Source organism: Oceanomicrobium pacificus, assembly GCF_009833495.1.
Lineage (GTDB): Bacteria > Pseudomonadota > Alphaproteobacteria > Rhodobacterales > Rhodobacteraceae > Oceanomicrobium > Oceanomicrobium pacificus.
Genome location: NZ_WUWG01000002.1, coordinates 19,964 through 39,817, shown reverse-complemented (window position 1 = coordinate 39,817; position 19,854 = coordinate 19,964). Strand labels below are relative to the sequence as shown.

The 19,854-nt window shown below is 62.3% G+C and carries 19 protein-coding genes; 3 read left to right on the top strand and 16 right to left on the bottom strand.

Translation table 11 applies throughout. From position 1 onward, the window contains the following. The 13 genes from eno to GSH16_RS06165 form a co-directional block, all read right to left on the bottom strand. Positions 1-1,314 carry a phosphopyruvate hydratase gene (eno, locus tag GSH16_RS06225; protein WP_160853141.1) on the bottom strand — a complete coding sequence of 438 codons (1,314 nt, stop codon included), beginning with the start codon at positions 1,312-1,314 and terminating at the stop codon, positions 1-3. A gap of 340 nt (positions 1,315-1,654) precedes the next feature. Further along, the gene (gene ilvD / locus GSH16_RS06220) at positions 1,655-3,331 is read right to left on the bottom strand and encodes a dihydroxy-acid dehydratase (RefSeq protein ID WP_205524028.1); all 1,677 of its coding nucleotides are present in this window, start codon (positions 3,329-3,331) and stop codon (positions 1,655-1,657) included. Further along, on the bottom strand, positions 3,324-4,670 hold the full coding sequence (locus tag GSH16_RS06215) for an FAD-dependent oxidoreductase (RefSeq protein WP_160853139.1): 1,347 nt from the start codon (positions 4,668-4,670) through the stop codon (positions 3,324-3,326). Before GSH16_RS06215 ends, ilvD begins: the two co-directional genes overlap by 8 nt. Before the next feature lie 16 nt (positions 4,671-4,686). Beyond that, positions 4,687-5,604: an SMP-30/gluconolactonase/LRE family protein gene (locus GSH16_RS06210; RefSeq protein WP_205524027.1), complete on the bottom strand. Its 918-nt coding sequence runs from the start codon at positions 5,602-5,604 to the stop codon at positions 4,687-4,689. Beyond that, the gene (locus tag GSH16_RS06205; RefSeq protein ID WP_160853137.1) at positions 5,604-6,347 is read right to left on the bottom strand and encodes an SDR family NAD(P)-dependent oxidoreductase; all 744 of its coding nucleotides are present in this window, start codon (positions 6,345-6,347) and stop codon (positions 5,604-5,606) included. Before GSH16_RS06205 ends, GSH16_RS06210 begins: the two co-directional genes overlap by 1 nt. Then, the gene (locus tag GSH16_RS06200; protein ID WP_160853135.1) at positions 6,347-8,065 is read right to left on the bottom strand and encodes an IlvD/Edd family dehydratase; all 1,719 of its coding nucleotides are present in this window, start codon (positions 8,063-8,065) and stop codon (positions 6,347-6,349) included. Before GSH16_RS06200 ends, GSH16_RS06205 begins: the two co-directional genes overlap by 1 nt. After that, a complete protein-coding gene (locus GSH16_RS06195; RefSeq protein ID WP_160853133.1) occupies positions 8,062-8,931 on the bottom strand; it encodes a fumarylacetoacetate hydrolase family protein in 870 nt (289 codons plus the stop codon). Before GSH16_RS06195 ends, GSH16_RS06200 begins: the two co-directional genes overlap by 4 nt. A 12-nt stretch (positions 8,932-8,943) precedes the next feature. Further along, positions 8,944-9,696 (bottom strand): SDR family NAD(P)-dependent oxidoreductase, encoded by a 753-nt coding sequence (locus GSH16_RS06190; protein WP_160853131.1) that lies wholly within the window; start codon positions 9,694-9,696, stop codon positions 8,944-8,946. 28 nt (positions 9,697-9,724) lie between these two features. Beyond that, complete coding sequence (locus GSH16_RS06185) at positions 9,725-10,477, bottom strand: ATP-binding cassette domain-containing protein (RefSeq protein WP_160853129.1); 753 nt, start codon at positions 10,475-10,477, stop codon at positions 9,725-9,727. Continuing rightward, positions 10,474-11,469, bottom strand: coding sequence for an ABC transporter permease (locus tag GSH16_RS06180; RefSeq protein WP_160853127.1), 996 nt, complete (start codon positions 11,467-11,469; stop codon positions 10,474-10,476). The genes GSH16_RS06185 and GSH16_RS06180 overlap by 4 nt, the downstream gene beginning before the upstream one ends. A gap of 57 nt (positions 11,470-11,526) precedes the next feature. After that, on the bottom strand, positions 11,527-12,519 hold the full coding sequence (locus GSH16_RS06175) for a substrate-binding domain-containing protein (RefSeq protein ID WP_160853125.1): 993 nt from the start codon (positions 12,517-12,519) through the stop codon (positions 11,527-11,529). Between the two features lie 87 nt (positions 12,520-12,606). Next, positions 12,607-13,347, bottom strand: coding sequence for a FadR/GntR family transcriptional regulator (locus GSH16_RS06170; RefSeq protein WP_160853123.1), 741 nt, complete (start codon positions 13,345-13,347; stop codon positions 12,607-12,609). Between the two features lie 178 nt (positions 13,348-13,525). Continuing rightward, positions 13,526-14,617: an SGNH/GDSL hydrolase family protein gene (locus tag GSH16_RS06165; RefSeq protein WP_160853122.1), complete on the bottom strand. Its 1,092-nt coding sequence runs from the start codon at positions 14,615-14,617 to the stop codon at positions 13,526-13,528. A 302-nt stretch (positions 14,618-14,919) separates the two neighbouring features. Between GSH16_RS06165 and GSH16_RS06160 the strand changes: the two genes are divergently transcribed. The 3 genes from GSH16_RS06160 to GSH16_RS06150 all read left to right on the top strand — a co-directional run bounded on the left by GSH16_RS06160 (position 14,920) and on the right by GSH16_RS06150 (position 17,399). Continuing rightward, a complete protein-coding gene (locus GSH16_RS06160; protein WP_160853120.1) occupies positions 14,920-15,744 on the top strand; it encodes an efflux RND transporter periplasmic adaptor subunit in 825 nt (274 codons plus the stop codon). 190 nt (positions 15,745-15,934) lie between these two features. Next, the gene (locus tag GSH16_RS06155) at positions 15,935-16,573 is read left to right on the top strand and encodes a DUF1326 domain-containing protein (RefSeq protein WP_160853117.1); all 639 of its coding nucleotides are present in this window, start codon (positions 15,935-15,937) and stop codon (positions 16,571-16,573) included. Between the two features lie 19 nt (positions 16,574-16,592). Beyond that, complete coding sequence (locus GSH16_RS06150; RefSeq protein WP_328803196.1) at positions 16,593-17,399, top strand: DUF2182 domain-containing protein; 807 nt, start codon at positions 16,593-16,595, stop codon at positions 17,397-17,399. A 69-nt stretch (positions 17,400-17,468) separates the two neighbouring features. Here GSH16_RS06150 and GSH16_RS15990 read toward each other — a convergent pair whose 3' ends face one another. The 3 genes from GSH16_RS15990 to GSH16_RS06135 all read right to left on the bottom strand — a co-directional run bounded on the left by GSH16_RS15990 (position 17,469) and on the right by GSH16_RS06135 (position 19,854). Next, positions 17,469-17,687, bottom strand: coding sequence for a M24 family metallopeptidase (locus tag GSH16_RS15990; RefSeq protein WP_160853113.1), 219 nt, complete (start codon positions 17,685-17,687; stop codon positions 17,469-17,471). Positions 17,688-17,811: 124 nt separating this feature from the next. Then, positions 17,812-18,996 (bottom strand): hypothetical protein, encoded by a 1,185-nt coding sequence (locus GSH16_RS06140; protein ID WP_160853111.1) that lies wholly within the window; start codon positions 18,994-18,996, stop codon positions 17,812-17,814. Between the two features lie 159 nt (positions 18,997-19,155). Further along, positions 19,156-19,854, bottom strand: coding sequence for a hypothetical protein (locus GSH16_RS06135; RefSeq protein WP_160853109.1), 699 nt, complete (start codon positions 19,852-19,854; stop codon positions 19,156-19,158).

The following is a 19,854-nucleotide window of genomic DNA, read 5'->3' as shown; positions in this document are numbered from 1 at the left end:
TCAGGCTGCTCCCTTGTAAGTGCGGGCCCAGGCGGTGTCGGCCAGCGGTGCGCCAGCGACAAACCGGTCCTGCCCGATCGCATCACCGATGCGGAGACATTCATTCCATTTCGCCATCCGCTCGGAGCGGGTGAAGGACCCGACCTTGAGCTGACGGGCGCCGAAGCCCACCGCCATATGGCTGATCGAGACATCCTCGGTCTCGCCCGAACGGGCCGAGACGATGGTGCCGAACCCGCGATCGGACGCGGTTGTCAGGCAGTCGAGCGCCTCGCTCAGCGTGCCGACCTGATTGACCTTGATCAGCACCGCGTTGCAGGCGCGATCCGTGGCCGCGTCGCGCACCAATGCGCTGTTGGTCACCAGATAATCGTCACCGATGATCTGGACCCGGTCGCCATAGGCCGCGGTGAAGGCCCGCATCCCGTCGGGATCATCCTCGGCCAGTGGATCCTCGATCGAGGCGATCGGATAGGCGTCGAGCCAGTCACCGAGCAGGCGGATCATCTCGTCCCGCCCCAGTTCGCGGTCCTCCAGCGCCAGCCGGTAACGGCCATCCTTGCCGAATTCCGATGCCGCGATATCGAGCGAGATGACAACGCGGTCGCCCGGCGTCTCCCCGGCCAGTTCGATCGCCTTCACCAGCGTTTCGAGCGCCTCTTCGTTGTGATCGAACACCGGCCACCAGCCGCCCTCGTCCGCAACGCCGGCCAACCGGCCCTTACGCTCCATCAGGCTGCCCGCGGCGCGGTAGACCTCCGACGTGATCTCGAGCGCCTCCCCGAAGGTCGAGGCGCCGGGCACCATCACCATGAAATCCTGAATGTCGACGCGCCGCCCCGCATGGGCACCGCCGCCGAAGATCTGGATTTCCGGCAGGGGGATGCTCGGCGTCGCGCCCGACAGGTCGGCCAGATGCTGCCAGAGCGGTTCGCCCTTGGCGGCCGCGCCCGCATGGGCCACAGCCAGCGATGCCGCGACAGTCGCATTGCCGCCAAGCCTGTCCTTCAGGGCGCTCGGATCGAGCGCAAGAATGGCGTCGTCTGCGGCTTTCTGGTCCGTTGCATCGAGGCCGCTCAGCGCGGGTGCGATGCGCTCCGCGACATTGGCAACGGCCTGCCCGACATCGAGCCCGCCAAGCGCCTTGCCGCCGTCCCGCATGTCTATGGCTTCCCGCGTCCCGCGCGAGGCGCCCGCAGGCGCGATGGCGCGCCCTACACGGCCGCCTGTGGTCTGCACTTCCACCTCGACGGTCGGGTTCCCGCGACTGTCCCAGACCCGCCGCGCAATCACCTTGTCAATTCGATTCGACATCCGACCCTCAATTGTTCCCGTGAACATTTAAATGTTAACGTGAACATAAACCGAGGCGCAACCCTCCTGTCAACAAGTTCCTGCACGCACGGATGGGTTGCAGACTGAAGTCCGTTGCGAGTGAAGCAAGCCTTGAATCACAGCCCGTTGAAACCTCTGACGACCGCGGTCAGGCACCGATCAGGACAACCGAAGATTGCACCCCTTCCCCGATCCCGAAGGCCGCGATGGCGAGAAGACGAATCTTTCTGCTGCGATTCCCGCAGTGCCGTAAAATTGTGCCCCGCTCCCTGGCCTCAGGGAGCGGGGCACCGGTACCCGCGGGGAGAACGGACCTGCGCTAGCGGGTCCCGAGTACCGCGCCCTTCGAGAGCGGCTGCACCAGGTCGCGATAGAAGCGCAGCCAGCCCGGACGTTCTTCGGACAATTCGAGGTCGAGCGCCGCCAGCCGGTCAGAAAGCGCGGGCGCTTCAAGACCCAGATCGAGGGACCGCGCCTCCATGTCGATGGTGATCGTATCGCCGTCTCGAACGACGGCAAGCGGCCCGCCCTCGGCCGCCTCCGGCATGACCTGGCCGACCGTTATCCCGCTGTTGAGGCCCGACAATTCACCATCCGTCACCACGGCCACATCCGCGCCGAGACCGGCGCCCACGAGTGCAGCCATGAAGCTGGCGGCGAAAACGGTTCCCGGTCCGCCTTTCGGGCCGAGCATCCGCAGGACGATCACATCGCCCTTGGAAATCGAGCCGTCGCCAAGTCCTGCGATGGCCTCGCTCTCATCCTCGAACACACGGGCCGGACCGCTGAACCGGCGCACGGCCCCCGGAACGGCGGATAGCTTCACGATCGCCCCGTCAGGGGCGAGGCTGCCCTTCAGCACCAGAAGCCCCGGATCGGGCCGGAAGGGATCGGCCAGCGGCCGGATCACAGTTGCATCAGGCGCAGGCGCGGCGTCGAGCACATCTCCGAGCCGCTGCCCCGACGCGGTCATCGCCGCCAGATCGAGCCGGTCGCGGAGCTGGACCATCGCGCCACGGCACCCGCCTGCGGCGTCCAGTTCCTCGATCCGCGTCGGCCCGTTGGGCCGGACCTGCGTGATCTGCGGCAGGTCCCGCCCCAGCCTGTCGAAGGCGGCAAGCACGTCGAAATCCGCCTCGGCCTCGATGGCGCTGGCAATCAGGTGCCGCACGACATTGACCGAGCAGCCCAGCGCGATGGCGACCGTCACCGCATTGTGGAACGCGGCGGGCGTCAGGACCTTGCGCGCGGTCAGCCCCTCATCGACCATCTGCACGATCCGGGTGCCGGCCTTGCGCGCATAGTCCGCGAGCCTGTCGGAGCCGGCGCGGATCGGCGCATTTCCGGGCACCGTCATGCCGAGCGCCTCGGCTGTGACATGCATCGAATTGGCGGTGGCAAGCCCCGCACAGACCCCCGGCCCCGTGATGGCCTGACAGGACATGGCCTTCAGGTCGGCCAGATCGATCTGCCCGGCCTTCAGCGCGCCGACGGAATTGTAGAGCGTCTCGATATCCACATGGCGGCCGGCGCAGTCGCCACCCAACTGGTAGCCGCAGGTCAGGATGAGCGCGGGAATGTCCAGCCGGCCGGCAGCCATCAAGTGCGCGGGCGTGGTCTTGTCACAGGAAGATAGCAGGATCATCCCGTCAAGTTCCGCGCCTTCGACCTGCACCTCGACATCGTTCACCAACAGATCACGGGTCGGCATCAGATAGCGCCCCTGACGTCCGGCAGAGGTAATGAAATCGGACGGCGCGACGGTGCGGATCTCGAACGGCACACCGCCCGCGTCTCGGATCGCGGCCTGCACCGTCTCGGAGACGCCGTCGAGATGCTGGAAACAGACCGAGAGTTTCGAGGAACTGTTCACCACCGCGATTTTCGGCTTCAGGAGGTCCTCCTCGCTGAGGCCCATGGCAAGCCACTGCGCGCGCCGCACGGCCCAGCGCGTGGTGCCCGGTTCGAAATTGCTGCGCAACTGACGTTCAACCATCCAACCTCGCTCCTTCATCGTTGAGGATGCGCCGGATACGCGCGCCGTCCACGTCACGGGGCTGCAGGCCCTCCTTGACGCAGATCGCTGCCGCATGGCCGATCGCATGGCCATAGGAAAAGCATTGGGCCGTGACACGGGCCGAGGCGACGGCCTCATGCTCGGCGCTCAGGCAGCGTCCGGCCGCAATAAGCCCCTCGCCGCGCGCAGGCACGAAACACCGGTACGGCACCTCGTAGACATCGTTGAGGAGCCAGTGGACCTTGGGTTTCGCACCGGCATGCAGTTCGATCGGCCAGGGCGAACGGGCGATCCCGTCGGCAAATTTGGCACCGCCGGTCACATCCGCATTTCGCAGCCGGTACACACCGTCGATCTGGCGGGTCTGGCGCACGCCGACCTGCACGCCCGTGTCATTGACGAAACTGTCCTCGCAGCCCTCGATATGGTCGCGGAAAAAGCGGGCATACTCGCGCATCTGGCGGCGGCCCTCGACCTCGGCTTCGGTGAAGTCAGCGGCAAAAAGCGGGTTCAGTTCGCGCCCGTCACGACCCACGATCCGCGTGCAGTTGGCCAGCAACTCGCCCGGCCGCGTCGTGGTGAACATCCAGATCTTCGAGCGCGGAAGACGGTATTCGTTGCCTGCATTGGCGGTCTGGATCATCTCGGTGACATCGGGCGGCATGATCGTGTCCGACCCGTAGCGGGCAAGAAAGCGGTCCACATCCACGCCGAGCAGACGGAAGATCATTGTCGGGTTCTGGACGCGGCCCTCGTCACCGATGAAGTTCGGAAACCCGGCCATGGCGGTCACATCCGCATCGCCGCTTGCGTCGATCGTGACGGGCGCGCGGAAGTCGAACGTGCCTTCCTTGGTATGAGCGGTCACGCCCAGAACCCGGTCGCCGTCGAGGGTCACCGCCGCCACGGTCGTGTGGAAGAATATCTCTACGCCTGCGGATTCAAGGAGCGCGTCTGCGGCCTCACGCCAGATGAGTTGGTCATGGACACGGGTGAAGGTCTTGCCATAGCGCACCGGCGGCCCGAGCCCGCCGCGAGCCTCCATCTCCGCGATGAATGTGTCAAGGAAGCCGAAAACGGCCTTGCGCGGCGGAGCGCCCGCATCATCGGTAGCTTCATAGATACCACAGACGGTGCCCGACAGGCCCGCAACCGCGCCACCCCCGCAAAAACCGTAACGTTCAAGCAGCACCGTCCGGAGCCCTTGCCGCGCGGCGGTGACAGCGGCCGCGACACCGGCGGCGCCCGCCCCGACAATGATCACATCCGCGTCGCGCCGGACAGTTCCGCGGGCATCCTGTGGTCTCTTGTCGCTCATTGCTGCCCCCGTCCGTTCAGTGTGCTCCGGCCCCGCGCGTGTTGAGGAACACGGCATAAAGGCCAGTGGTTGCGGTGATGAAAAGCCGGTTGCGCGCCGGTCCGCCGAAGGTGCAGTTCGACACAACTTGCGGGATCAGGATGCGCCCCAGACAGGTGCCGTCTGGCGCGAAACAGTGCACGCCGTCGCCCGCGCTCGACCAGAGATTGCCGTGAAGATCGCAGCGGAACCCGTCCGCCAGCCCGCGATCCGGGGCTGCGAACACCTTGCCGCCCGACAGGAGCCCGTCCGGCCCGACATCGAATGCGCGGATATGGCCCGGCCCTTCGGGATCGTGGCTCCGGCCGGTATCGGCCACATAGAGCCGCTGCCCGTCGGGCGAGAATGCGAGCCCGTTGGGTTTCGCGAAATCATCGGCCATCACCGCAAGATCGCCGCTTTCCAAGTCCAGACGGAAGAGGAAGCACCCCGACTGCTCGCGGGCAGCCGCGTGGCCCTCGAAATCGGTCAGGATCCCGTAGTCGGGATCGGTAAACCAGACCGCGCCGTCCGCCGCGACGACCACGTCATTGGGTGAATTGAGCCGCTTGCCCGCAAAGCTGTCTGCCAGAACGGTCACCGTTCCGTCGAACTCGGTCCGTGTCACGCGCCGCGGCCCGTGTTCGCAGCTGACCAGCCGCCCCTGCAGGTCGCGTGTATGGCCATTGGCGAAACCGGATGGCGCACGAAAGGTCGAGACGCCATCTTCGGTCCAGCGCATGATCCGGTTGTTGGGGATGTCGGACCACAGGAGATGCCCCGCATCACCGAACCAGACCGGTCCCTCGGTCCAGCGGCCGCCGTCCCAAAGCTGTTCCACGGCCACATGGGGACCGAGGATGAGGTCGCAGAACCGGTCGTCATGTATGACATAGTCGCCGGTCCGCACCGCCATCAGATCATGCCTCCGTCCACGGTGAAGAACTGGCCCGAACACATGGCGGCGGCGTCGGAGGCGAGAAACAGCGCCATGTCGGCCACGTTCTCGGGCGAGATCCGCCCCGGCAGGGCCTGCCGCTCACTGAGCCATCGGGCGCCGTCCTCATCCATCCAGAGCGCCAGCTGGCGCTCGGTCATCACCCAGCCCGGCAGGATGCAGTTGACCCGGATATTGTCCGGACCGAATTCGTTGCAGAGCCCCTTCGTGATCCCGTGGATGGCAGACTTGGCCGCCTGGTAGGCGATCATGCCCGTGCCACCCACCAGCCAGTTGGTGGAGCCGTAATTGATGATCGCCCCGCCGCCCTCCGGGCCCATCTGCCGCCGCGCGGCACGGGCCGCGAAGAACACATGGTCGAGGTTGATCGACAGACGCTCGCGCCAGTAGTCGGGCGTGACCTCCTCCACGTCGTGGCGCTGGTCGTTGGCAGCGTTGTTGACGAGCACACGCACCGGTCCGAACCGCGCGCCGGTCGCGGCGATGATCTCCTCGAGCCGGTCAACGTCGCGGATATCGCACGGCGTGAAGGCTGCGCCGGTCTCCTCCGCCAGAGCCGTGCCCGCGGCCTCGTCTATATCGACGAAGGCCACGCGCGCGCCCTGCCCTGCAAATCCCCGCACCATCGCCGCACCGATACCTGCCGCACCGCCGGTGATGAAAACGGTCCGTCCCTCAAGGTCCGGGTAGTTCGCCGGCATCAGAACGGGTCTTTCGGCGGCGGCGTGCCGCGGCACCCGACAAGGAAGTCGAAATCCGCGCCCTTGTCGGCCTGCAGGACCGACTCCTGGTAGAGCCGGGAATAGCCGCTGTCGAGGTACAGCGGCGGCGTCTCGAACAGTTCCAGACGGCGGGCGATCTCCTCCTCCGGCAGGTCGAGATGGAGTCGCCGGTTCGGCACGTCGATCTCGATCATGTCACCGGTGCGCACGATTGCGAGCGGCCCGCCCGCGGCGGCCTCCGGCGCGACATGGAGGATCGTCGTGCCGTAGGCGGTGCCCGACATGCGGGCGTCCGAAATGCGGATCATGTCCGTGATACCGGCTTTGAGAAACCGTCGGGGCAGAGCCATGTTCCCGACCTCGGGAAAGCCCGGATAGCCGCGCGGCCCGCACATTTTCGTCACCATGATATCATCGGGCGACATGTCGAAACTCTCGTCGTCGATCAGCCGCTTGTAGTCGTCATAGGTCTCGAAAACGACGGCACGACCGCGATGCTGCATCAGCTTCGGGCTCGCCGCAGACGGTTTGAGCACCGCGCCTTTCGGCGCCAGATTGCCCTTGAGCACGGCGATACCGCCAAGGGATTTGAAGGGCGCGTCGAGGGTCCGGATCACGTCGCGGTCGAAACATTCCGCATCCGCATATCCATCGGACAAGGGCTTGCCGGTCACGGTGATGGCCGCGCCGTCGAGATGGCTGTCGATCTCCTTCATCACCGCAGGCAGTCCGCCGGCATAATAGAAATCTTCCATCAGGAAATCGCCCGACGGCTTGAGGTTGACGAGGCAGGGCATGTCGCGCCCGAGCCGGTCCCAATCCTCCAGCGTCAGGTCCACGCCGATCCGGCCGGCGATGGCGATCAGGTGGAGCACCGCGTTGGTCGACCCGCCGATCGCGCCGTTGACACGGATCGCGTTCTCGAACGCGGTTTTCGTCAGGATCTTGGAGATACGCAGGTCTTCGGTCACCATGTCGACGATCCGCCGGCCGGCCATCTGCGCAAGCGTTTTGCGCCGGCTGTCCACGGCGGGGATGGCCGCGTTTGTCGGCAGGGCCAGACCCAACGCCTCGACCATCGATGCCATGGTGGACGCCGTGCCCATCGTCATGCAGGACCCGGCGGAGCGGTTCATGCAGCTTTCCGCCTCGATGAACTCGGCCTTGGTGATCTTGCCGGTGTTCAACTCGTCGGACAGGCGCCACACGTCGGTGCCCGATCCGATCTGCCGGCCACGATGGCGCCCGTTCAGCATCGGTCCGCCGGAGACGACGATCGTCGGCACGTCGCAGCTGGCGGCCCCCATCACCGTGGCCGGTGTGGTCTTGTCGCAGCCCGCGAGCAGAACCACACCGTCGATCGGATTGGCGCGGATCGTTTCCTCCACATCCATCGCGGCGAGGTTGCGGAACATCATCGCGTTGGGGCGCATCAGCGTCTCGCCAAGGCTCATCACCGGGAACTCGACCGGGAAGCCGCCGGCTTCATGCACGCCACGGGCGACCTTCTCGGCCAGTTCGCGCAGATGCGCATTGCAGGGCGTGAGTTGCGACCAGGTGTTGCAAATGCCGATCACCGGCCGACCGTCAAACTGGTCGTCGGGGAGGCCCTGGTTCTTCATCCAGCCACGGGCGGTGAAGCCGAGCTTGTCGACATTGCCAAACCATTGGCTCGACCGGAGCTTGCGGCCGCTCATTGTGCAGCCACGGACTGGGCGGCTTCAAAGGCCACGTAGCGCTGTTCCTGCACGCCCAGCTTGTCGATGCCGAGCCGCACCGTATCGCCGGGCTTCAGCCAGACCGGTTCGGGCTGGATGCCGGCGCCGACGCCTGCGGGCGTGCCGGTCAAGATGACGTCGCCGGGATTGAGCACCATGAAGCGCGACAGGTAGCTCACCACCGTGCGGACGCCGAAAATCTGGTCGGCGGTCGATCCGTCCTGATAGCGGTGGCCGTTCACCTCCAGCCAGATGCCGAGCTTTTGCGGATCGCCGACCTCGTCCGCGGTGACGAGCCACGGGCCGAGAGGCGCGAACCCCTCGCAGCTTTTGCCCTTGGTCCACTGGCCGCCCATTTCATGCTGGAAAGCCCGTTCGCTGACATCATTGGCGACCGCATATCCGGCCACATGGTCGAGCGAGTCGTCTTCGGAGACATGCTGGGTCCGGCTGCCGATGACGACCGCCAGTTCCACTTCCCAGTCGGGCTTGGTCGCCCCGAGCGGGATGGTGACTGTGTCGTTCGGCCCCGTTGCCGCACACCCTTTTATGAAGATGACCGGTTCGTCAGGTTCGGCCATGCCGCTTTCGGCAGCATGGTCGGAATAGTTGAGTCCGATGCAAATGATGCGCCCGATATCGCCCACGCAGGGGCCGATGCGGGGCTGACCCGGCACAAACGGGAGCGCGTCCGTGTCGATGGCCCTGAGGCGGTCGAGCATATCGGGGCCGAGCACGGCACCTGTTACGTCGTCAATTTCCGCAGACAGGTCGCGCAGGTCGCCGGCGGCGTCGATCAGGCCCGGTTTCTCGGCACCGGCATCACCAAAACGTACGAGTTTCATTGCTGAAATCCTTCAATAGGTGGCCCGGCCGCCGGAAATGTCGAAGACGGCGCCGGTCGAATAGGAACAGTCGCGGCTGCAGAGCCATGCGGTGAGGTTGGCAATCTCCGCGACGGTGCCCATGCGCCCCATCGGGATTTTTGCCAGCATATATTCGAGTTGTTCAGGCGTGACCGCGGCCACCATCGGGGTCTCGATCACGGCCGGTGTGATGACATTTGCGCGGATGCCGGTCGTCGCCAGTTCCTTGCCAAGCGACTTGGTCAGTGCAATCACTGCCGCCTTGGAGACGGAGTAGGCGCTCGCGTTCGGGTTGCCGTCTTTGCCTGCCATGGAGGAGACATTGACGATACGGCCGTAATCCCCCTCTTTCATCACCGGCACGACAGCGCGGCAGGTGTGGAACGTGCCGTTGACATTGATCGCCTGGGTCTTGTTCCACAGGTCCACGTCGTAGCTGTCGAGCGGCATGTTGCCTCCGGCAATTCCGGCGGCATTCACAAGGATGTCGATGCCGCCGAACCGGTCGCGTACGGCGGCCGTCGCGGCCTCCACCGAGGCCAGGTCGGAGACATCGACCACCTGCGTGTCCACACGGTCGCCCGCGTCAAGCGTGGCCGCCGCGTCCGCCAGCGTGTCGGCGCTGATGTCCCAGAGCGACACGGAGGCGCCGCTCTTGAGGAAAAGGTCCGCGATGCCGAGGCCCATTCCACGCCCGCCACCGGTGACGATGGCGCGCTGGCCTTTCAGGTCGTAGCTGTTCATGTGCTTTGCTTTCTTCCCTGCCCGGACGTCACATCAGCATCTGGACGATCTTGTCGTGGCTTTCGCGGTCGTCGGGGCCCTTCAGGTCCACCGTGCCCCGCCGCGTGCCCGAGCGCATGACGATCGCGCGTTCGGCCACTTCCATGACATGCTCGATATTGTGCATGATGACGATGACGCTCAGATTGTGGCTCTTGAGGGTGCGGATGAGGTCGAGCACCTTGCCCGTCTCGCGGACGCCAAGCGCGGCTGTCGGTTCGTCCATGATGACGACCTTGCGGCCCCACATGATCGACTTCGCAAGCGCCACACATTGACGCTGACCGCCGGAGAAGGCACTCACCTCCACGTCGATCCGCGGGATGTTGATCGCCATTTTCGACACGGCGTCGGCCGCGGTTTCACGCATGGTCTTGTGATCGACGAAGCCGAGGAGCTTCCGCCAGCCGCCACCGACGATCTCCTTGCCGGCATAGACATTGGCCGCCACGTCCAGATTGTCGAAAAGCGCGAGATCCTGATAGATCGTCTCGATCCCCGCTTCGCGTGCGTCCTGCGGCGTGCCGAACTTCCGGTCCTCGCCGCCGACCGAGATCTCGCCCGCGTCGGGCTGGTAGTAGCCCGAGAGGACCTTGATGAGCGTGGACTTGCCCGCGCCATTGTCCCCCAGAAGGGCCAGAACCTCGTTCTCATAGAGTTCGAAATCGACGCCCTTGAGCACCTCGACCGGACCGAACCGTTTTTCGATCCCGGTCATTTCCACCAAAGCTTGCCGGCTCATGAGCGTTTCCCCCGGTTGATGATTGCGTCCGAGAGGATGGCGAGAATGAGGACGCAGCCCGAGGCCACCCCCTGCCAGTAGACCGACACCGAATTGAGGACGAGGATGTTGTTGACGAGCGCCAGGAACAGGACGCCGAGCGCGGCACCGATGATCGTGCCCTTGCCGCCATAGATCGAACAGCCGCCGACGATGACGGCGGTGATGACACGCAGTTCCATCCCCTGAGCGGTGTTGGGGAAGGACGAGCCGAGGCGCGCCACGACGATGATCCCGGCGACCGCCGCCAGAACCGAACAGATGATGTAGCCGAGCATCTTCAGCCGGCGCGTGTTGATCCCCGCCCGTACGGCCGCCATTTCCGAGCCGCCGAGGAAGGAAAATTTCCGGAACCAGACATTGTTCGCCACGAGCACGTGGAACACCAGCACCAGAAGCACGGTCAGCACGACGAGATTGGGCAGGCCAAGTACCCAGGTCCCGTTGGCGATCTCCTTGAAGGATGCCGGGATCGAGGACATGGCATAGCCGCCGGACAGGATGTAGACCGCCGAGCGGAAGATCGTCATCGTGCCGAGCGTCGTGATAAGCGGATTGAGGTTCACATAGGCGATCAGCGCGCCGTTGACGGCGCCCACGATGACGCCCGACATGATGCCTGCGAACAGGGCGAGCGGCACCGATCCGCCTGCATCGAACACCAGCGCGACCACCACAGCGGACAGCGCGACGACGGAGGCCACCGACAGGTCGATCCCGCCGGAGATCAGGACAAGGGTCAGCCCGATGGCCACAACCATCTCGACCGACATGCCGATGACGACATTCTTGATATTTGCGGCGGTCAGGAAATAGGGCGAGATCATCGTGGAGGCGATCCCGAGCAGCAGGATCATCACGAAGACGATCATCTCGCGCGTCAGCAGGATCCGTTTCCACTCGATCCCTTCGCGGCGCCCCAGGCTGGGCCGTTCCACTTGTGTTGCGGTCATTTCATTCACTCCAGGTTGGATACCGGCCGCCGCGTATCCGCGGCGGCCGGGCAACGGTTAGGAACAGCTTCCGGTCAGGAAGACTTCGGCATTCTCTTCAGTGATGAAGAACAGGCCCGGATCGATGACCGGCGGCAGTTTGGAGACGCCCACATCGGCACCCGGCACCTTGTCGACATTGCCGTTCACATACTGGTAGGCCAGCAGCAGCGACATGTAGCCTTCGAGATAGGTGTTCACCGCGCTCGTGGTCTGGATCGCACCATCCATGATGCCGCAGAGGATCGGATCGAACACGTCGGAGGTGACAACCTGCACCTTGCCCTTCATGTCGAGTTCGGTCAGCGCGGTGGCCACACCGGTGCCGGTCGCGTTGATGACCACGATCCCGTCAATGTCGGGGTTGCCGAGCAGCATCGTTTTGGTGCGCTCTGCAGTGACCTGGTCATCTCCCTGGTTGTCTTCGACCGCAACAACCTCGAAACTGGGGGCGTTGGCAGCCAGATAGTCTTTCAGGCCCTGGATGCGAACTTGCAGATTGGTCTGGTTGATTGCCGTCAGTAGGCCAATCTGCCCCTCGTCCTTGCCTTCCGCCGAGATCAGCTCGACGATCTTCTTGCCGTACTGGTAGCCCACATTGTAGTGGTCCGGCCCGACGAAGGTGATGCGCTTGGATTCAGGCGCGTCGCTGTCGAAGGTCGCGACCGGCACACCCATGTCGGTCACCCGGTCGATCACATCGGACATGGACGGATCGAAGGCACCGGTCAGGAAGGCGGTCGGCTGGGTCAGCGCGATCTGTTCCATCTGGTTCTGCTGGGCGATGGCATCGAATTCCACCGGACCGGTGAACTCGAACTCGACGCCGAGCTGGTCGGCTGCATCCTGTGCACCCTGACGGATCGGCACCCAGAACGGGTGGCCGGCGATCGGCACGACCATCACGTAGCGCTGGTCGGAATGGTCGTCGGCAATGGCGGGCGAGATGGCGCCGAGCACGGCTCCGCCGATGACCGCAGCGCATGCTGCAGCCTTGAGTGAGATATTCATTCTGTCCTCCCAAGTTGACGGGCCGCTCATCGGTCCCGTTTCTCTACCGCCTTGGTCCCTCCTCGGGCTGGCGGATTCCGAAGCCTCCTATGTCTGTTCAAGTCCGTCGGAATTCTTTTGTCCCCCGCGCTCGACCGCGTCGCGCACGCTTTGCAGCAGCGAGCGGACCGCGGCGCGGGCGCCTTCGGCGTCCCCGGCTTCGATCGCGAGAAGGATACGTTCATGTTCTTCGAGATCGCCCACATGCGCGCCCGCAAGCGCGTTTGTGTAGCGGAAGCTGAACCGCAGTGCGGTCGAGACGATTGCCACCAGCGGCCGCATGAACCGGTTGCCGCTCGCTGACACGATCGCCTTGTGAAATTCGAGATCGGCCGCGATCGGGTCGGCTTGCCCGATCTCGGCGGCGACCATCTTCTCGTAGGCCGCGCGGATTTCCTTGACCTCTTGCGCCACCGACCGACCGGCCGCGAGCGCCGCGGCCTCGGTCTCGATGGCCATGCGCATGTCGACCAGCTCCAGCAGGAATTCCTGATCGGGCGCCGAGCCCTCAAGCCAGCTCAGAAGGTCCGCGTCGAGAAAGCTCCAGGCGTTGCGTTCGCACACGATCGTGCCACGCCGCGGGCGGGCATCTACTAACCCCTTGGAGGCGAGCATCTTGATCGCCTCGCGCACGGCGGAGCGCCCGACATTGTAGGCCTCGCCCAGATCACTCTCGGTCGGCAGCACGTCGCCAGGCGCATATTCGCCGTTGACGATCCGCGTGCCGATGGCGCTGGCTATCTGCCAGCTCAGCCCGCTCCGCGCCGTAAGTGATACCGTTTCAGCCATGAAGACCCCTTGTTTCGTATCATCCTATTTATCAGACAAATATGACTTGTCAATTTTTTTGCCGTGCGAAACCGACTTCTGGCAGGGGCTGCAAGAGCCGACAAGTTCAATAACGATATGGGAGTCGCCTCTGCTCTTACGCAGCAAGGATTATGGGAGCCGATTCACCTGATTTCGTTCAATCGGACGAAACCGACCGGATGCGTAATTCGGACAAGAGCGCGTCCTGAACCAACTGCGCCATCAACGCGTTCCCGCGCGCATTGAGATGCCCGTCGAATCGGAAGTAGAGATCACGCCCATCCCTCAGATATGCCTCTGTCAGGGGACCCAACGTGGAAACCCAGCGGACCCCCTGCGTGTCGGCAAAGTCACCCAGCAAGCGATCGATGAGGTGCACATCAATAGAAGGGTCAGGTGCACCGGACGCGGCGACAAGGACCTGCGCCAGTTGCGGAACCGAGATCACGAGCAACTCCGCCCCATGCGACCGAGTGAAATCGGCCATTCGCGCGATAACATCTTTCGTCGTTTCGAGTTTGCGGGTCATCAGGTCGGATTGCGGAACCTCGAAGAACTGTCGTCGAGGCGTCATGAGGTAGAGACCGACATACGTCCCGTCGAAATTCATTAGAAGACGCTTCAACAGCGTCAGAGACTGCAGAGACGACTTCTTCTTCGCACGTCCGCCGGTGACGGAACTTGCATCCCGTTCCGCCACCTCCAAACCGTCGACCGTCCGAATTGGCTCGTTTGCAAACAGGTCGTTCGGCAAGAACATCAGTATCACGGTTTCGGGCTGATGGTCGTCAAAGAGCCTTTCCAGATAAAGAGCCTGTTGCGTCGTACTGTACCCCGGCACACCCGCATTCACGAGATTTACCGGCTGGCCTGCCGCATCGGCGGCTTCAGCCAGCCTTGCAGCCCATGTGTCCTTATAGTGATTTGCCGCGCCAAACGTGAAGGAGTCGCCGATAAGCAGAACGGTTCTTGCGTTGTTTGTGGCGAAAGACTGACCACCTTCCGCGCCATATCTGAAGCCATCGGCGTCCACCCGATACTCAGCATCATATTCAGGCGCGGCAACTCTCGCGACGGTATTTGGTCTGTTCAGGTAGCCCAGGGTCGGGTCAGGGACGGCCATCGGACCGCCCTCGATATACGTCGTCGAAACGGTCTGGGGGAAAAACAGACGGACCGTCAGCTCTATGCCTCCGAAGATCAGCGCACTGATGCCCAGAATGACAAACAAGTTGAATACAAACTTCAATTTAGCACCGGTTAAGCTACTTCTATAGGCGTTCAATTCACTCTAAAAAGACTCTCAACTCAAGTATTTTGAATTTTCACACCAAAGTCCTGCACTAAAATGCCCTTAGCCACAGCCAAATTTGGCGACCCAAACCAGTTGAGGCCTGACACAACGCGCAGCAGATCATCGCGCAATAACAACAGCTTCACTCAGACCCTGAATCCATCGAATACCTGCAAACGAACAGAGAGTGCCGAGCAAGACAATCATCACGCGCCATGATAGTTTGCACGGGGACATTCAACGACGGAGGTCACACAATGAGGCGCCTGTTCAAGATTTTGGGGTCGCTGATTCCAGTCGCTTTTGCCACTCTCATGGTGACATCCGCCAATGCACAAGAACTCCAGCGCCTTCTCCCCGGCGTGACTTTCGCCGCCAATGCCTGGGAAGTCACGACATCTGTCGATGGCCACATTTCGGCGCTCCACTTTTCAGAAGGGGAGTTTGTGTCGGAAGGCGACCTGCTCGTCGAAATGGATGCTTCCGCCGCCGCGCTCGAGGTCCAGTTGGCTGAAGTCAAGCTCGCCCGCGCCGAGGCCATTCTTACGGAGGGCCGGTCGGATCTGGAGCGCCAGCAGGAGCTGGAACGGCGGGAGGCCGTGTCGATAGCCGCGCTGGGGGATGCGGAGTTCAATGTCGAGGTGTTCGAGCTCGACCTCAAGGTCGCCGAGGCAGAGCTTGCCATCGCGAGGGAGGAATTGCAGCGCCACTCCATCTATGCACCTGCGGACGGGCTCATTTCCGCGCCCAAGGTCGTTGTCGGCGGGAATTACAGCGCCGCCCTGTCCGGCGCGATTGCCAATATCGTGCAACTCGACCCGATCCATGTGCGCATCCCGATCCGCCCCGAGGAGGTTGTCCGGCGCATTCAGGAAGGCGGCTACACGCTGGAGGAGGCCCGCAAGCTGGAGTTCGAGATGATCGGCCCGAACGGCGGCGCCTATTCGGAACTCGGTTATGCGGTGTCAGTCGGTTTCGACATGAATCTCGAGACCGGCGAAGGATCGGTGATCGTCGAGTTTCCGAACCCCGAAGGCTATCTGCGCCCCGGACTTCGCGTGCATTTGCGAGTAAAGGAATAGGCTCGGTTTCGGCAACCTCACAATCGCGGCGCCTCGTCCAACTTAAAACGACAAGTATTCTGACCTGCATTTACAGCATGTAGCGTCAAGATACTGACCGGCAACTGAAAATACGGACGCATACATCACCGCATATTTTGACGAATATGTGGTATCATCCTCTGATCATTTGCACTGTGGGGGATGCGAGATGACACCTTGGGAAATTCATGGCTACGAGTTGGCGAACTGCAACTGTGACACGGGGTGCCCGTGCCAGTTCATGTCGCTTCCGACCAAAGGCACATGCGAAGCGGCGGTCGGCTTCGTCATCAGCAAGGGGCACTATGGCGATGTCGATCTGTCCGGCATCACGTCGGCCGTGCTCTACAAGTGGCCCGGTGCGGTGCATGAGGGCAATGGCACGATGCAGATCATCATCGACGAGAAGGCCAGCAAGGCGCAGCGCGCCGCGCTCCAGAGCATTTTTACCGGAGGGGACACAGAGGAGATGGCCACCTTCTGGTGGGTCTATGCCGCCATGTCCCCAACGAAACTCGACACGCTCTACCGCCCTGTTGCGGTCGATGTCGATATTGCCGCCCGCAAGGGCCATGTGAAGGCCGGCGACATTTTCGAGACGACCGCCGGACCGCTCGTCAACCCGGTCACGGGCGCCGAGCATCGGGCACGGATCGACCTCCCCCACGGGTTCGAATACCGGATTGCCGAAGTGGCGAAAGGCACGACGACGACCCAAGGCGAGATATCGCTGACGGGCAACACGGACAGCCACGCCCATCTGGTCGAGATCCACATGAACAATGCCGGCGTCCTCGAAGCCGCTTGACCGGAGCGTATCACCGCCGGTGACGGGACAGGACGTAGCCGAGCGGCTCTTGCGGCGCGACCGGCGGCTCGTCGCGGCCCTGCTCGGCACGCTTGTTCTGCTCGCCGGCCTCTACACGGTCTACGGCGTGGGCATGCGCATGTCAGCTCTCGAAATGACCGCGATGCGCGACATGCGCGACATGCCGGGACCGCAAGCGGCGGGCGCGTGGAGCACGGGCTACGCGGTCCTCGTCTTCCTGATGTGGTGGGTCATGATGGCGGCCATGATGGTCCCGAGCGTCGCGCCGACCGTCCTGCTCCATGTTGCGCTTCTGCGCCATGCCGGTCCAGGTCGGGTCGCGGGCCGGTCCACGGCATTCCTCGCAGGCTATCTTGCGATATGGGCCATGTTCAGCGTGCTCGCCACCGCCGCGCAATGGGGGCTGGAGGCGACCGGCCGTGTCTCCGCCACCATGATGGTCCTGATCGACACCTGGCCCGGCGGATTGCTCCTGATCGCAGCCGGCATTTACCAGTTCCTGCCGCTGAAAGCGTCCTGCCTGCGGCAATGCCAGTCGCCGGCAAGGTTCCTGTCCGAGCACCGACGCGACGGGATCGGCGGCGCCTTTCACATGGGGCTGCACCATGGCGCCTACTGCCTCGGCTGCTGCTCGGCGCTTATGGCGCTCCTGTTCGCGGGCGGGATCATGAACCTCTACTGGATCGTCGGCCTCGCGCTTTTCGTGGCGGTGGAGAAACTGACGCCGTTGGGCGACCGGGTTGCGAAAGCCGCCGGCGTCGGGTTGGTTGTCTGGGGGGGCATGGTTGTCTGGGGCGCGGTCTAGCGGGACCGGTCCGGCCCGCAGAACCGACAAAACCCGCTTGCCAGCCGGTTCCACCACGCAGGACAGGCACTAGAAGGTCGCCAGCGCCTCCGCTCCTGATCTGGTGACCCGCAGAATGAACTCGGTGCGGATACCACCGAGGCCCGGGACATAGCTCCCCGGTTCCACCATCAGCACCATATTCTCCTCGATCAATGCGGTCTCGTCCGGGACAAGGCGCGGCCACTCATGGACGGAAAAGCGCTGGCATACGACAGTAGGGACTTGGAGCCCGTAGTCGAAGCCCAACCAATCAAACTCAGTGTGTGGTCCGACGCTTTTTCACAGGCAGGTCTCAATCGACATGTTTCCAAGTAGAATCTGAACCCGCAATGCCGTCACGACTATCGGCGCAATCAGACCCTGACTGTTGCTAGAATCGATGCCTGGGTGATCGCATTGCCACCATCGCCAGAGTGACGACCATTAGGCCAAACGAATTCCCGACGGCGAAGAATCCAGATTCTCCGGCCAGAAAAAATCCAAGAATGGCTACAAGGGCTGCACTTCTCAGATCTCGCTTCGTTGACGCTTGCACCATAATCAAAAGTACTACGGAAAGTAGCGCCAGAACCAAAAATCCACTACTTGTAACAACTTCCAAATAACCACTATCAACCCTAAATGAAATGATATCGCTTCCTGAATAACTAGAAACATTGCTCAAGTTGCCGACCGGGTCGTCAAAAACACCCAAAAAAAATGGCGCCAGCCCCCTCCCCCCGAAATTCAGATCGACACTTTGAAGCAGCCACGCAATCCTTCCACTTAGGAGAAAATGACGCGATGCCTCGTCAATACCAACAAAAAGATATGCGGCAACGCCAACAAGTCCCGCCCCCCAAGCCCATGCCAGAGGGGCTTTTTGATCTGACCTTACGCCCTCACTAATCAGATACACAAGCGTGATGAAGTAAACCACAAACATTGCACGGGTACTTGTCATAAAGACAGCCAAGCCAGCAGAGATCATTACAAAAAACAAATATGCAGAACTCCGCAAAGATTTATCGCGCCCCTCACTAAATACATGAAATAGCACCACCAACATGACCAATTGCGCCACTTTTCCAGGATGAACGAACCCAAATGTCCAACGGAGGCGCCCGTACACGCTGGTGTTAAGATCAAAGCCGCTCATGACGTGTATGGCCGCAAAGACGAGCAGCCAAACAACCAGCGATCTTACGAACAAAGCCGCATGCGAGCGCCGAACCATCGTCAGGGAAAGACCCGACGCGCACAGGATCACAACAACGGGTTCAAATGCGTTGTAGAGGCTTGCTATCGACTTTTGCGCACCGAGCCCGGTTTTCCCAACCCAAAGCAAGACGGCTATCACCGACGCCAGCGCGGAAATTTTTACGCAAGCGGCGATGCGCCGGTTGGACAGGGTTGCGCGACGTTCGACCACGGCGCAAACTGCCATCGACCATACCAGAATGTGCCTGAATGCTTGGTTTGCAGAAATGAAAGCATCAGATAAAAGCGGACTATTTACTGAAACAATCAGTAGCGGATAGAAAACACAGAACGTGGCTGAAACCAAACGAAGCAATTCGCGCTTTCACTGTGAAGTTGCAAAGGTTCATCTATAAGACATGGCATCGGTGTCGGAGGCAAATTCCAGATGAATGTTTAATTGGACCTCCTTCACAGCACCACCCGCCCCGCTTCCCCATCAAAACACTCAGCCGAGGATTAATAATCCGCGGGTCTAACTGCGCACCGTGCCTTTGATCGAAGCTTGAGCGATCCAACCATTCCTGCGCAACGCGGCCCAACGGACAGCTGAGACCACGTCCATTTGCCGCCCTAATCGCAAGCCCGGGTAGCCCCTAACTGTCGGATCTTTCAACGCTTCGATAAGGAGGCTCAGCCCGCTTGAACTGACATACGGACCGAAAACAGATTCTGCGGCAGCTTCGGCTTTCGCAGCATCAAACCCGGCCAGTTGTGCATGATAGCGCTTTCGGATTTCCCTGTACGAGAACAGTTCCTTTGCGGCGATCAGCAAAGCTTCATGCGTCGGCTCCGGTACAGCGAAAAGCGAATTCGCAGATTGGCGCGCCTCCAGTATTCGCATGGTATCGGCGTAAGTCACCCAAGCCTTGCTGAGCAGCGAGTAAAGGTCGACCTGAAGGACGCGATCAGCGCAGGAAAGCCGGGTTGCGCGAAAGTTCAGGCGCCGCATTACGTCTATAGGACGGTTGGCTGAGTTTTTCTGAACGGCATCAAGAACTGTCTTGTGCGCTTCCTCCAACGCGACTGGTTCAACCAGAATGTCTACGTCGTTGCTCCAATGGTGGGGAAGCCCTTCATGGTTTCGCAGCACAACGAAGGGGAGGTTTGCGGCGTTCAATGCCTTTAGTGCGGCAATCAGCGCATCAGATGCGGTGGGAATGGAAGCGGCCAC